This window comes from Streptomyces sp. 7-21, from assembly GCF_016741785.1.
GTDB lineage: Bacteria > Actinomycetota > Actinomycetes > Streptomycetales > Streptomycetaceae > Streptomyces.
Genome location: NZ_JAERRL010000010.1, coordinates 164666 through 177925, shown reverse-complemented (window position 1 = coordinate 177925; position 13260 = coordinate 164666). Strand labels below are relative to the sequence as shown.

Genomic DNA, 13260 nt, shown 5'->3' with positions numbered 1-13260 from the left:
GCCCCGCTGTGGACAACGCACCGGCCCCGCCCCGGATAGAGGGTCAACCTGACCCTCTATTTCCCAGGCCCGTTCCTGGGTCCGCGAGGACGCCGCCCCGGGGCTCTCTGGGGCGGGATGATCACGGTGCAGCCGAGGAGGTCCCGGACGTCCTCCGCCACGTCGGCCAGCCGCTGGCTCATCGCCCCGATCACGCGGTCGGTGCTGTCCAGCCGCCGCTCGGCCCGCTCCAGCCGCTCGTTCATCCGGTGCAGCAGCGGCCCGAGCTCCCGCAGCGCCGGGCCGATGTCTCCCAGAGCCGACTCGACACCGTCGACTCGCCGCTCCAGCGCCCTGACACGCTGCCCCGGCCGCGTCCGTTCCTCGGCATCGAGCAGGTACGCCCGGATCCGCCGTGCGACATGGCTGTCTTGCAGCAGCATCGCGATGTTCAGCACCGTGCGGCGGGTGTACAGGGTCAGGTTGGACCTGGGGCTGCCACTCGTGATGCCGGGATAGAGGGTCAGATTGACCTTCTTGAATTCCCGCAGGTCAGCGCCCCTGAGCACCTTCATCCCATGCTCGGTCAGCTCTTCCCGGTGGCGCCGAACGAGGCTCCTGACGGCGTCCTTGTGGATAACGAAGTAGGCCGCGACCATCTCCGTCGTCACGTGCACCCCGTCAGGGAGCACCGCCAGTGCCTTCACCTTGTCCAGCGCGTCGGTGCGCTCCACCAGGCTCCCCCGCAGGGTACGCGATTCGATCAGCACCTTCTCGTGCATAAGGATCCCCTTCCGCCCCTTATGCCTGAACTAACGAGCGAATCGTCGTTCGGTCACTCATTCGAAGGCGGCTCCGGGAAGCAGCCGTCACGTCCGCGGGCCGCCGCCGCCCGCCCGGCCTGTGGATAACCCGTCGCCGTGCTGGTGATGGCGGATAACCGCAGGTCAGCGCGGCCGTTGCGGACACGCCGGGCTGCCGTGAGCGGCCCGGCGACGCCCCGCTGTGGACAACGCACCGGCCCCGCCCCGGATAGAGGGTCAACCTGACCCTCTATCCCATGACGCCCGTGTCCCGCGTGACGACGGCGTTGAGGATCCCCGGATCGACGAAGCGCCGCTCGGGCGTCGGCTGGCTGCGCCAGAACAGCGGCCAGGTATCCCCGCCCAGCGCGGGGATGCCGATGTAGGCGATCCGCCCGGGAGTCAGGGCGCTGTAGCGCTCCGCCGACGGCGGCCAGCGGTACTGGCGGACGGTGTCCGGCGGCAGGATGAAGTACACCCACCGCCTGCCGATAGCCTCGCGGACCACCGGCCCGGCTCCCCGCCGCACTCCTTTTCGACCGCCTCGGCGACCCGTTCACCGTGCGCGCCCGCGATGCGGATGGCGTCGAAGTACAGCCCCGTCTTCCGCAGGGCGCACCCCAGGTCGGGGACCCACTCGGGAGGGTCAAGCTCGTGGTACATGCCCACACGCTGGCGCGATCGCCCCTAGGGTCGCCAGTAGTTGGGCCTTCACAACGCGTATCTGTGGCGTGGAGGCACAAGACCGTGAACCCTGGTGAAGGGCGGTGAGCGTGAACGAGACCGAGCCCTCGTCCCTCCGGCTGTGCTTCGGCAGACAGGTCCGCGCGCTGCGGGAGTTCCACGAGCTGACCCGCGACGACGTGGGCGGCCCGTGCCACGTCTCCGGCTCGCTCATCGGCGCCATCGAACGCGGGGAGCGTATCCCGGACGAAAGCCTGATCCGCAAGCTCGACACCACGCTGAAGGCCAACGGCCTGCTCGCCTCCGCCGCGGACTACATGGCGGCGGAGAAGTACCGGGCCTTCTTCCGCGACTTCGTCATCCACGAGCGCCAGTGCTTCGCGCTCAACACGTACGCTCCGCTCGCCGTGCCGGGGCTGCTCCAGACGGAGGAGTACGCGCGTGCCACGTTCCGGATGTACGCACCCGCGCTGGACGAGGACGACATCGAGAAGCAGGTGGCGGCGAGGCTGGAACGGCAGCGGCTCTTCGAGCGGCCAGCGAAGCCGTATCTGGGCTTCGTGATCGAGGAGTCGGTGCTGCGCCGCCCGCTCGGCGGCCGGGCCGTGCACAGGGACCAGCTCCTCCGTCTCCTTGAGCGGGCGCGGCTGCCGTATCTCACGCTCCAGGTGATGCCGACGGCGGTCGAGGAGCACGCGGCGCTGCACGGCTACCTGACGCTGCTGACGACCAAGGAGCACCGGCACGTCGCCTATGTCGAGCACCAGCGCGGCAGCGAGCTGACCGGTGACCAGAAGAAGGTGGGTCGGTTTATCCAGCGCTATGGCATCCTGCGAGCGCAGGCCCTCTCCCCACCGGAGTCGGCGTCCCTCATCGAGAAGTTGGCGGGAGAACTGTGAACAGCGAACTGGCCTGGTTCAAGTCGAGCTACAGCACCGGCGATGGCGGCGACTGCGTGGAGGTCGCCTTCGGCTGGCGCACGTCCAGCTACAGCACCGGCTCCGGCGGCGACTGCGTCGAGGTCGCCGCCTGCCCGCACCGCGTGCACGTGCGGGACTCCAAGAACACCGCGCGCGGCTCCTTCCAGGTGTCGCCCGGTGCCTGGTCGGCGTTCCTCAGGGCGCTGCCAGCCCGCTGACGTCACTTCGCCGAGCTGCCGCCGGACCGGAAATCGCCGTAGCAGTAAGCGGTGTAACCGGCGGTTACGCAGTGATCCGGCGTGAAGGTGCCCGGCACCCGGCTGCGGAGGGTGTCGCGGTACTCCAGGCAGGACAACCTTCACACCTTCAGCGCGTACGCGCCGAACGCCAGCGCGGCGATCGCCGACACGGCCAGCCATGTGAGCCGTGGCCCCGGCGTCATGGCTTGCGGGCGACCGCCGCGTAGCCGGACATCTCCGCATCGGTCAGCTCGGGGAGGCGCTGTGCGGGGTCGGGCCGCCAGCGGTGGGTGACCACCAGGCCCGGCTCGGCGAACTCCAGGCCGTCGAAGAAGCGCGCGATCTCCTTCTTTGTGTGCAGCTGGCCCTCGGTGGAGACCGGGCGGTACGCCTCGGCGACCCGCGCCATCAGGTCCGGGTTAAGTTCGTGCGTGGCGTGGGTGAGGAAGAGGTAGCTGCCGGACGGCACGGCGGCCAGGAACCGGCGCACCAGCTCGCCCGCGCCGCTGGCGTCCGAGATGAGGTGGAGCAGCGCCACCATCGACAGCGCGACCGGCTGGCTGAGGTCCAGAGTCCCGGTCACCTCAGGGGAGTGCAGGACGGCGTCCGGCTCGGTGACGTCGGCGTGGAGGTAGGACACCCGGCCCTCGGGGGAGCTGGTGAGGAGGGCGTCGGCGCAGGCCAGGACGATGGGGTCGTTGTCGACGTACACCACCCGGGTCTCGGGTGCGATCTCCTGCGCGACCTGGTGCAGGTCGGGCTCGGTCGGGATGCCGGTGCCGATGTCCAGGAACTGCCGGATGCCGGCCTCGGCGGTGAGGTAGCGCACGGCCCGGTGCATGAACGCCCGGTTGTGCTGCGCGCCTTCCTTGATCTTGGGCCAGATCCGCGCGATCTTCTCGGCGGCCTCCGCGTCGGCGGCGTAGTGGTTCGTGCCGCCGAGCCAGTAGTCGTAGACGCGCGCGGGATGCGGCGTGGTGGTGCTGAGGTGCGGGGTGTCGGTCATGACCTGTTCCAGCAAGCGCGGCGGCGGTGGACCAGCGAAGGCACCCTAGCGACACCCGCAGCGCACGCACAGTGCAGAACAAGCCTGCCTGGCCTAGGGGTTATCCACAAGCTGTGGACAACTCCCCGCCCCCGCAGCGCCGTTCACCGCGACGCCGGACGCCCGGCCCACCGGATCCTACGGACCGGGCCGTCGCATGCTCGCTGCGGCGCCCGGCGAACGGCGCGGACGGTCGTCACCCGCCCGCGCCGTTCGGCCGCGGCCTCAGAACGGCGTGAGGGTCAGCGTCATCGCCGTCGGCGCGCCGTCCTCGATGTACGACGCGAAGCCGCCGACGTCGTCGAAGGCGAAGCCGTACGCCCGCCCGTCCTCGGTCGCCTGGTGCAGCACCCGCGCGTAGTGGTGGGCGGGCTCCTCCTGGTAGAACGCGGCCGGGTCGGTGACCGGCTGCTCGGCGTGGCTGACGGCGGTGGTGCGGTTGAGCGCGGCGGCCAGGACGGCGGCGACCGGGCCGGTGATGCCGTCGTTGGGCGCCGCGAGCGCGCCGTCGCAGAAGAGCACGTCGCGCGTGGACGGCCGGCTGATGGTCACCTCGCCAGGCCCGGAGAAGACCAGCTGGTCGCCGGTGACGCGGCCGGTGAACTGGCCGGCGTTGGTGGTGATCAGCAGGTCGCGGGCGGCGTACTCGCTCCAGACCCGGTCCACGTACCCGTCGAAGTAGCCGGCGGGGAACAGCCCGGCGTCCAGGCCGTGGCCGGGAGCGAGGACGCGCCGGTCGCCGTCGACCAGTGGGCCGAACGTCTCGTGCGCGGCCAGCTCGGAGAAGACGGCGGCCCGCGCGCCCTCCCGCAGCGTGCCGGTGGTCTGGTCGCTGGCGCCGGTGAGGCGGATGCTCAGCGGGACGCTGAACATGTCGACCATCGTCGTGTTGCAGTACATCCCGTCCGGCCGGTACGTGAACTCGGCGCAGTCGTGCAGCACCGGGTAGTTGGGGTCGGTGGCGACCCAGCCGGCGGGGTAGGCGAGGGCCGGGTCGCCGTTGCCGTCCTGGACCGCGGCGAACTTCAGCTTCTCGCCGAGCGACACGTAGATCCGGCCCGAGAGGTAGGGCAGCGGGATGGTGGTGTCACCGGAGGCGGCCAGCGGGATGGCGTAGTCGGTGAAGCCGTCCGGGCCGTTGTCGTCGAGGGACACCGGCCGCAGCTCCCCGTCGGGGGTGACCCAGACCTGGCGCTCGCCGTCGTTGCCGACGATGTAGACCCAGATCGAGGAGTTGTCGAACTGGCCCGTCCGGTTGGCGATCGTCAGGGGGAGCGAGCCCTGGGCGCGCGCGGTGCCCGGGCGCAGGGCCAGGGCGGAGGCGCCCAGCGCCAGGCCCGCGGTGCCGGTGAGCAGCGCCCTGCGCGAAAGGTGCATGTCCATGACACTCTCCGAGGTGTGGGGGTCTGGAGTGATGCCGTGCGGAGCGCTCTCGCCGACGTGCCAGCACCCTGCCGCCGCCCGGCCATCCCGTCAAGACCTGGTGTAGACCACAGGCGTTGACGGCCCGTCAGGCGGCGGGGCTCAGGGCGCGGTCAGCAGCGGTTCGAGGATCTTGGCGATGCCGTCGTCGTCGTTCGAGGAGGTGACCTCGTCGGCCACGGCCAGCAGATCGGGGTGGGCGCCCGCCATGGCGACGCCGTGGGCGGCCCAGCGGAGCATGGGCACGTCGTTGGGCATGTCCCCGAACGCGATCGCGTCCCGACCCGTCAGGCCGAGGCGGCGGGCGGCCAGCGACAGCCCGGTCGCCTTCGTCAGCCCCAGCGGCAGCAGCTCCACCAGGTGGGCACCGGCGATGACGACCTCCAGCGCGCTCCCCACCAGGTTCCGGGCGGCGGAGGCGAGTTCGTCGTCGGTCAGCTCGCCGTGGCTGAGATACAGCTTGATGAGCGGCTCGGCCCACAGCGGCCCGCGGTCCACGGCCGCCTCCACGCGGTCCTGGTCGCCCGGGTCGGCGTGCTCCCCGAACCAGGCCGCCGACGCCTGGATCCGGTACCGCTCGTCCATCACGACCTCGCCGTCCGGCCCGTCCCGGTTGACGGCCACGCCCAGCGGGCCGAGCGCCTCCTCCAGCCGCGCCACGGCCCGCTGCGCCAGCGCCCGGTCCAGGGTCACGGACGTCAGCAGCCGGCGCTCGCCCGCGTGGTACAGCTGGGAGCCCTGCCCGCACACCGCCAGGCCGGTGTAGCCGAGGCTGTCCAGCACGTGCCGCGTGCCGGCGACGCTGCGGCCGGTGGCGACGATGTGCGCGGCGCCCGCCGCCTGGGCGGCGGCGAGCGCGGCGCGCGTACGGGCCGAGACGGTGTGGTCGCTGCGCAGCAGCGTGCCGTCGAGGTCGGTCGCGACCAGGCGGTAGGGGAATATCACACGGGTTCCAGCACGTCGCGCCCGCCGAGGTAGGGCCGCAGCACCTCGGGCACCCGCACCGAGCCGTCGGCGAGCTGGTGGTTCTCAAGCAGGGCGACGATGGTGCGCGAGACCGCGCACAGCGTGCCGTTGAGCGTGGCGAGCGGGCGGGCGGGCCCGTCCTTGCCGCGCATCCGGATCTTCAGGCGGCGCGCCTGGAACTCCGTGCAGTTCGACGTGGAGGTCAGCTCCCGGTACTTGCCCTGGGTCGGGATCCACGCCTCGCAGTCGTACTTGCGCGAGGCCGAGAGGCCCAGGTCACCGCTGGCCACGTCGATGACGCGGAACGGCAGCTCCAGCGACGTCAGCCACTGCTTCTCCCACTCCAGCAGCCGCTCCAGCTCGGCCTCGGCCTCCTCCGGCGCGACGTAGGAGAACATCTCGACCTTCTCGAACTGGTGGACCCGGAAGATGCCCCTGGTGTCCTTGCCGTAGCTGCCCGCCTCGCGGCGGAAGCACGGCGAGACGCCCGCGTAGCGCAGCGGCAGGCGGTCGGCCTCGATGATCTCGTCCATGTGGTAGGCCGCCAGCGGCACCTCGGAGGTGCCGACCAGGTACAGGTCGTCCTTCTCCAGGTGGTACACGTCGGCGGCGGCCTGGCCGAGGAAACCGGTGCCCTCCATGGCGCGCGGCTTGACCAGCGCGGGGGTGACCACCGGCGTGAAGCCCTCGGCGGTGGCCTGCGCGACGGCCGCGTTGACCAGGGCCAGCTCCAGCAGCGCGCCGGGGCCCGTCAGGTAGTAGAAGCGCGAGCCGGACACCTTCGCGCCGCGCTCGGTGTCGATCGCGCCGAGGGCCTGGCCCAGCTCCAGGTGGTCCTTGGGCGTGAACCCCTCGGCGGCGAAGTCCCGGGGCGTGCCGTGGGTCTCGCGGACGGTGAAGTCGTCCTCGCCGCCGACCGGGACGTCGGGGTGGACGATGTTCCCCAGCTGGAGCAGCAGCCGCTCGGCCTCCGCGGCGGCCTCGTCACGCTCGGCGTCGGCGGCCTTGACCGCGGCGGCGAGCTCGGCGGCGCGGGAGAGCAGGGCCTGCTTCTCCTCGCCCTCCGCCCGGGGGATGCGCTTGCCGAGCTGCTTCTGCTCGGCGCGCAGCTCGTCGAAGCGGGTACTGGACGACCGGCGCCGCTCGTCGGCGGAGAGGAGAGCGTCGACGATGCCGACGTCCTCACCACGGGCGCGCTGCGAGGCGCGCACTCGGTCCGGATCCTCACGAAGCAGGCGAAGGTCAATCACGCCCCTAGGCTATCGAAAAGCGCAACCGGCTTTTTTGTCCCTTTTGTCGGTTCTTGGCGAGAGCGGGGCGGCGAGGGCGGGGTGCTGGAATCCACAGGTCAGGCGGCCGTCCCCAAGGTTATCCCCAGCGTTGTCCACAGGGATCGGTGGCCGCCTGTGGATAACTCTGGGGATATCCCGACGGGCTTCGGTGCGCGCCGCAGAATTCCCCGGCGAAACCCGTTCTATGCACACGTCCGAGGGATTCCGGTGGAATCCTTGGTGAAATTCCCTCGCTCTGGAGAGTTACTCAGCTGTTTTGAGGGTGACGAAAGGTGATTCACGCCACTGTGAGGGGACTTGCCGTCGACGAGGCGTTATGTCGCTTTTTTCCTAGAGGTCGCGATGGTCCTGGCGGCGGTTGTCCACAGGCCCGGATGCTCTCCTGTGGATAACTTGTCCTCAGGTCGTACGACCATCCAGGCACCGGGTCAGCCAGTCCGCCGCCCGCTGGAAGTCAGCGTCCGAAGTGCCCTGCCGGATCTCCGGTCGCACCCGGTCCGCCCGCGGGTACGAGCCGAGGAACCGCACGTCCGCGCAGAGCCGCTTCAGCCCCATCAGCGCCTCCCCGACCCGCCGGTCCGAGATGTGGCCCTCGCAGTCCACGGAGAAGCAGTACCGCCCGATACCCTCACCGGTCGGCCGCGACTCGATCCGGCACAGGTTCACCCCGCACGCCGAGAACTCCTGGAGCAGCTCCAGCAGCGCGCCCGGGTGGTCCGCCCGCAGCCACAGCACCAGCGACGTCTTGTCCGCCCCCGTCGCCGCCGCCGGCCGCGCCGGCCGGCCCACCAGCACGAACCGGGTGGTGGCGTTCTCCGCGTCGTGGATGCCGGTCACCAGCGGCTCAAGCCCGTACGTCGCCGCCGCGAACTCGCCCGCGAACGCCCCGTCGTACCGGCCCTCCTGCACCAGCCTGGCCCCGTCCGCGTTCGAGGCCGCCGACTCCCACTGCGCGTCCGGCAGGTTCCGCTCCAGCCACTTGCGCACCTGCGGCTGCGCCACCGGGTGCCCCGTGACCGTCTTGACCGCGTCCAGCCGCGTCCCCGGCCGCACCAGCAGCGCGAACGCGATCGGCAGCAGCACCTCGCGGTAGATCATCAGCGGCTCGCCCGAGGCCAGCTCGTCCAGCGTCGCGGTGACGCCGCCCTCCACCGAGTTCTCGATCGGCACCAGCGCCCCCGACGCCTCCCGCGAGCGCACCGCGTCCAGAGCGGCGGGCACCGAGATCATCGGCACCAGTTCGCGCGTCGCCGCCTCCGGCAGCGTGCGCAGGGCGGCCTCAGTGAACGTCCCCTCGGGACCGAGATACGTATAGCGGCTCGCGGCACTCATGCGACAACGGTATCCCCGCCCGTGACCCGCCACGTCCGCACCGGGCGGACCCCGTCAGTCCCCGTCAGCCCTCGTCAGGCCCCGTCAGTCCCCGTCAGCCCTCCAGCAGCGCCTGCCCCACGTACTCGCCCTCGGCCGCCCCTGGCGGGACCGCGAACACGCCGCTCGCCTCGTGCCGGATGAACTCCGACAGCGCGTCGCCCCGGTCCAGCTTCCGCTGCACCGGCACGAACGCCCGCCGCGGGTCCGCCTGCCAGCACACGAACAGCAGCCCGGCGTCCGGCGCCCCGTCGTCGCGGAAACCGTCGTGGTACGAGAACGAGCGGCGCAGCATCGTCGCCCCGCCGTTCTGCGAGGGCGCCGCCACCCGCACGTGCGCGGTCGCGGGCACCACCAGCGTGCCGTCCTCGCGCACCGCCTCCAGGTCCACCGGCGTGGTCTCCCCGCCGCCGGACAGCGGCGCCCCGTCCTCCTTGCGGCGCCCGATCACCCGCTCCTGGTCCGCCAGCGGGCGGCTCTCCCAGTCGTCCAGCAGCATGCGGATGCGGCGGAAGACGGCATAGGACCCGCCGGCCATCCAGGCGGGGTCGCCGCTGGCGAAGATCAGCCGGTCGAAGTCCTCGTCGCCGGGCGACGGGTTGTTGGTGCCGTCGACCTGGCCCATCAGGTTGCGCGTCGTCATCGGCCGGGCCGTCGCCCCGGGGCTGCGGGAGAAGCCGGTCATCTGCCACCGCAGCGCCGCCGCGCCGTCCGCCTCGCGCTGGAGCGTGCGCAGGGCGTGGAACGCGACCAGCCCGTCGTTGGCGCCGATCTGCACCCACAGGTCGCCGTCGGAGCGCGCCGGGTCCAGGGCGTCGCTGGAGAACTCCGGCAGCGGCGCCAGCGCCTCGGGCCGCTGGTCCGCCAGGCCCGTCGCATCGAAGAAGCCGCGGCCGAACCCGAACGTGACGGTGAGGGAGGACGGGCCCGCGTCCAGGGCGACGCCCAGGTGCCCGCCGTCCGGCGCGCGCCCCGCCATCAGCGCGCGCGCCGCGTCCGACCAGCGGCGCAGCAGCGCGGCGGCCTGGCGGCGCCCGGCGCCGGGGACCAGGTCGAACGCGGCGAGGTGGCCGTGGGCCTGGAGGGGGTCGGTGATGCCGGGCTGGTGGCGGCCGTGGAACGCCACCTCGGTCGAGCCGAGCGTGGACAGCGCGGGGCCGGAGGAGGCGCCGTCGGCGGTGCCGCCGCTGCCGCCGGAGGAGGCGGCCGAGGCGGTGAGCGCGCCGCCGGCCGCGCCGGCCGCGACCCCGGCGGCGCCGGTGGCGCCCGCCGTGGTCAGCAGGCGGCGGCGGGTGAGGGCGTGCCCCGCGGTGGTGGCCGGGTCGTTGTTTCCGTTCTTCGCTGTGGTGCGCGTGGTCGCTGTTGTGGGCTTGGTCGTGGGCTTGTCGGGCATGGGTCCTCCCGCGCGTCAGGGAAGGGTGAGGGTGGTCGTGACGGTGACCTGGTCGACGTCGGAGGTGCGGATGGTCAGCGCGGCCTCCCACGCGCCGGGGCGGGGGAGCGTCACGCCGGAGAACTCCCAGCTCCCGGGGCCGGTCCGGGCCGGCTCCGTGAAGCGCAGCGGGCCGATGGACTCGGCGGGCAGGGTAAACGCCGCGCGCAGCTCCTCGGCCGCGGCGGGCCGGCCGCGCCGGTCCTCCAGGGTGACGCGCAGCGTGTTCTCGCCGGTCCGGCCGGGCGCCAGGTGCAGCCGGGCGGTGCCCTGGCCGGCCGGGCCGCCGCCCGTGTCGTACCGGACGCTGCCGGAGCCGGGCTCCTGCGGCGCCGCGGCGGCCCCGGCCGCCTGGGCGTTCTCGGTCCGCGCGGGCGGGGTCGCCGTCAGCGCCGTGGTGACGGCGAGGACGACGGCCGCCACGGCCACCTCGGCGGCGACCGAGCGGCGCAGCCCGGCGCGGGCCGGGTCGGCGTCGCGCCGGGTGCGGCGGCGGGCCGCGCGCATCGCGGCGCGCTGGCGGGCCAGCTGCCGGGCGCGTTCCGGGCTGGTGCCCGGCGCCGGCACCAGTGCGGGCTCCGGCTCCGGCTCCGGCTCGGGCTGGCCGGCTTCCGGCTGGGCGGGCGTCCCGGCGAGGCGGCCGGCGTGGCGGCGCGAGTACCAGGCCACGCACAGCACCGCCGCGACCAGGGCCGCCTTGAGCAGCAGCAGCCTGCCGTAGCTGGTGGCAACGAGCGCGTCCGGCGTGCCCACCTGCCGCCCCGACTGGTACAGCCCGGTCGCCGCCAGCGCCGCCACGGCGGCCAGCGCCAGCCGCCCGAACCGCCGCACGGCGGCGCGCGGCACCGGCGGCCCGTCCGGCTCGGCGCGCAGCAGCGCCAGCAGCGTGACCAGGCCGCCGAGCCAGGCGGCGACGGCGAGCAGGTGCACGATGTCGGCGGGGACGGCGACCGTGGTCTGCGGGCCGGTCGAGGCGTGCTCGGACAGCGCCCACGTGGCGGCGGTCCCGGCCGCGACCAGGCCGCCGCCGAGCGCCAGCCCCCAGGTCAGGCCGGCCGGGGCCCGGCCGGCCCCGGCGGCGTGCGCCCGGGCGTAGCGGCCGGTCAGCACGGCGAGGAACCCGGCGGCAGCGGCGAGCAGCAGCAGCCGCGCCAGCAGCGCGGTGCCGGTCCTCGTGCCCGCCACGTCGGCCAGGCCGCCGGGGTCGAAGGCGTCGGCGAGGCGGCCGGAGCCGGTGTAGGGGCCGCGCAGCAGCAGCTGGGCGGCCGTGGCGGCGGTGGCCGCCAGCCAGCCGGCCCGCAGCACCCGCCGGGCCGGGCGGCGGGCGGCGGCGCCCGGCCAGCAGCACAGCGTGAACGCCGCGGCGCCCGCCAGCAGCGCGAAACCGCCGTAGGCGGCGTAGCGCGCGGCGTCGTACAGCGCCCCGGTCAGCCCGTCCTGCCCGCTGGCGCCGAGGCTGCCGATGTCGACGGAGGTGGCCGAGGGGGCGCCGACGGAGAACGTGAAGGCGCCCGAGACGGGGTGGCTGTCCGCCGAGACGACGTGCCAGACCACGGTGTAGGTGCCGTCGGGCAGCCCGGGGCGCAGGGCGATGCCCCAGGTGACGGTGGTGCCGTCGCCGAGGTCGGCCGGCTCGCCGGTGTGCACGGGCTCGCCGTCGGGGCCGAGCACGCGCAGCGAGTCGCCGGAGAGCGCGACCTCCTCGGTGAACGTCAGGGTCACCCGTTCCGGCTGGGCCGCCACCACCTCCCCGTCGCCCGGGGTGCTGGCGGTCAGCGAGGCGTGTGCGGTGGCGGGCGTGGCCGTCAGCGCCACGGCCGCCAGGGCCAGCAGCAGGGCGCCCAGCAGGCGGCGGGGGGCGGCGGTCATGGCGTGTCCTGCTCCCCGTGCCCGCCGTGCCCGCCGTCGTCGCCGGTGTACGTCGCGGCCTCGACCGGCACCTCGATGGTGATCGGGTCGGAGGTGGCGAACTCGAGTTCCATCGAGAGAGTGTCGCCTTCGGCCAGGGGCCGGGTCAGGCCCAGCAGCATCAGGTGGTCGCCGCCCCGCTGGAGCCGCAGCTCGCCGCCGGCCGGGACCGGGAACGAGTCGACGCGGCGCATCGTGCCGTCGGCCGACACGTGCATCTCGACGGATCCGGCGGCGCCGCTGCTGACGCCGGTCAGGGTGTCGTCGGTGCCGCCGGTGTTCTCGATGGTGAGGAAGCCGGCGGCCATATCGGCGCCCTCGACCGGCTCGGGCACGAACGCGCCGCTGACGGTCAGCTCCGGCGGGGAGCCGCCGTCTCCGCCGCCGCAGGCGGTGAGCGCGCCGGCGAGCACGGTGAACGCGGTGAGCACGGTGAGCGCGGCGCGTCTGGCCGTGGCCGCCCGGGCGCGGCCCCGCCCGGTCACGGCAGCTCCCCGTTGAGCAGCTTCGGCAGGTCGCGCTCGAAGGTCTCGGCGGTAACGCCCTCGGTGTAGACGACGTGCGCCCGGTCGTCGCTCGGCAGGAAGGCCAGCACCTGGGTGCCGTGGGTGGAGACGACGCCGCCGTCCTCCGCCACGTACGGCTCCTCCAGGCCCACGCCGATGGCGCGGGCCGTCTGCTGGATGGTCTCGAAGTCGCCGGTGAGTCCGGTGAAGTCGGGGCTCTGGGCGCGCAGCCAGTCGCCGAGCGACTCGGGGGTGTCGCGCTCGGGGTCTGTGGTGATGAACACGACCCGCAGGTCCTGGCGCTGCTCCTCGGTGAGGGTGTCCGCGGCCAGGGCGATGTTGCTCATGGTGAGCGGGCAGATGTCGGGGCAGTGGGTGTAGCCGAAGTACACCAGGGTGACGTGGCCGTCGGTCTCCTCGCGGAGGTTGTACGGCTCGCCGCTGGTGTCGGTGAGGGTCACGTCCGGCTTGTCGAAGGGCTGCTCGAGGACGGTGCCCTCGTCGGCGGCCTGGCCGCCCTCGATCTCTCCCCAGCCGGTCTCGCCGCTGCTGTCGTCGCTGGACGAGCCGCCGCAGGCGCCCAGTCCCAGCGCGAGGGAGGCGGCGAGGGCGAGCGCGGTGGCGGTGGTGCGGGCGCGGTGGTGCGTCATGGTGAAGTCCTGGTGGTCCTGGTGGTTGCTGTCCTGGCGGGGC

13 protein-coding genes are annotated in these 13260 nt (G+C 73.3%); 2 read left to right on the top strand and 11 right to left on the bottom strand.

From position 1 onward, the window contains the following. Positions 1-56: 56 nt before the first annotated feature. Both JK356_RS15060 and JK356_RS15055 read right to left on the bottom strand, forming a co-directional pair. Complete coding sequence (locus JK356_RS15060; RefSeq protein ID WP_201868400.1) at positions 57-761, bottom strand: hypothetical protein; 705 nt, start codon at positions 759-761, stop codon at positions 57-59. A gap of 271 nt (positions 762-1032) precedes the next feature. Beyond that, a complete protein-coding gene (locus tag JK356_RS15055; protein WP_201868398.1) occupies positions 1033-1290 on the bottom strand; it encodes a hypothetical protein in 258 nt (85 codons plus the stop codon). 265 nt (positions 1291-1555) lie between these two features. On the opposite strand from JK356_RS15055, the gene JK356_RS15050 reads away from it, so the two are divergent. Together JK356_RS15050 and JK356_RS15045 are read left to right on the top strand one after the other, a co-directional pair. After that, positions 1556-2365 (top strand): helix-turn-helix transcriptional regulator, encoded by an 810-nt coding sequence (locus JK356_RS15050; protein ID WP_201868396.1) that lies wholly within the window; start codon positions 1556-1558, stop codon positions 2363-2365. Further along, on the top strand, positions 2362-2604 hold the full coding sequence (locus tag JK356_RS15045) for a DUF397 domain-containing protein (protein WP_201868395.1): 243 nt from the start codon (positions 2362-2364) through the stop codon (positions 2602-2604). The genes JK356_RS15050 and JK356_RS15045 overlap by 4 nt, the downstream gene beginning before the upstream one ends. A 220-nt stretch (positions 2605-2824) precedes the next feature. Here JK356_RS15045 and JK356_RS15040 read toward each other — a convergent pair whose 3' ends face one another. From JK356_RS15040 to JK356_RS15000, 9 genes are all read right to left on the bottom strand, one after another. Next, entirely contained in the window at positions 2825-3631 is an 807-nt protein-coding gene (locus JK356_RS15040) for an SAM-dependent methyltransferase (RefSeq protein WP_201868394.1), read from the bottom strand. 264 nt (positions 3632-3895) lie between these two features. Then, positions 3896-5053 (bottom strand): beta-1,3-glucanase family protein, encoded by a 1158-nt coding sequence (locus tag JK356_RS15035; protein WP_236671333.1) that lies wholly within the window; start codon positions 5051-5053, stop codon positions 3896-3898. Positions 5054-5194: 141 nt separating this feature from the next. Then, the gene (locus tag JK356_RS15030; protein ID WP_201868393.1) at positions 5195-6037 is read right to left on the bottom strand and encodes an HAD family hydrolase; all 843 of its coding nucleotides are present in this window, start codon (positions 6035-6037) and stop codon (positions 5195-5197) included. Beyond that, positions 6034-7308 (bottom strand): serine--tRNA ligase, encoded by a 1275-nt coding sequence (gene serS, locus JK356_RS15025; RefSeq protein ID WP_201868392.1) that lies wholly within the window; start codon positions 7306-7308, stop codon positions 6034-6036. The genes JK356_RS15030 and serS overlap by 4 nt, the downstream gene beginning before the upstream one ends. A 441-nt stretch (positions 7309-7749) precedes the next feature. Continuing rightward, complete coding sequence (gene pheA, locus JK356_RS15020) at positions 7750-8682, bottom strand: prephenate dehydratase (RefSeq protein ID WP_201868388.1); 933 nt, start codon at positions 8680-8682, stop codon at positions 7750-7752. Between the two features lie 94 nt (positions 8683-8776). After that, a complete protein-coding gene (efeB, locus tag JK356_RS15015) occupies positions 8777-10114 on the bottom strand; it encodes an iron uptake transporter deferrochelatase/peroxidase subunit (RefSeq protein ID WP_201868386.1) in 1338 nt (445 codons plus the stop codon). 15 nt (positions 10115-10129) lie between these two features. Then, positions 10130-12022, bottom strand: a complete 1893-nt coding sequence (locus JK356_RS15010; RefSeq protein ID WP_201868384.1) for a copper resistance protein CopC — start codon at positions 12020-12022, stop codon at positions 10130-10132. Beyond that, complete coding sequence (locus JK356_RS15005; protein WP_307815596.1) at positions 12019-12546, bottom strand: copper chaperone PCu(A)C; 528 nt, start codon at positions 12544-12546, stop codon at positions 12019-12021. The genes JK356_RS15010 and JK356_RS15005 overlap by 4 nt, the downstream gene beginning before the upstream one ends. Further along, the gene (locus JK356_RS15000; protein WP_201868462.1) at positions 12543-13217 is read right to left on the bottom strand and encodes an SCO family protein; all 675 of its coding nucleotides are present in this window, start codon (positions 13215-13217) and stop codon (positions 12543-12545) included. The genes JK356_RS15005 and JK356_RS15000 overlap by 4 nt, the downstream gene beginning before the upstream one ends. Positions 13218-13260: the final 43 nt, after the last annotated feature.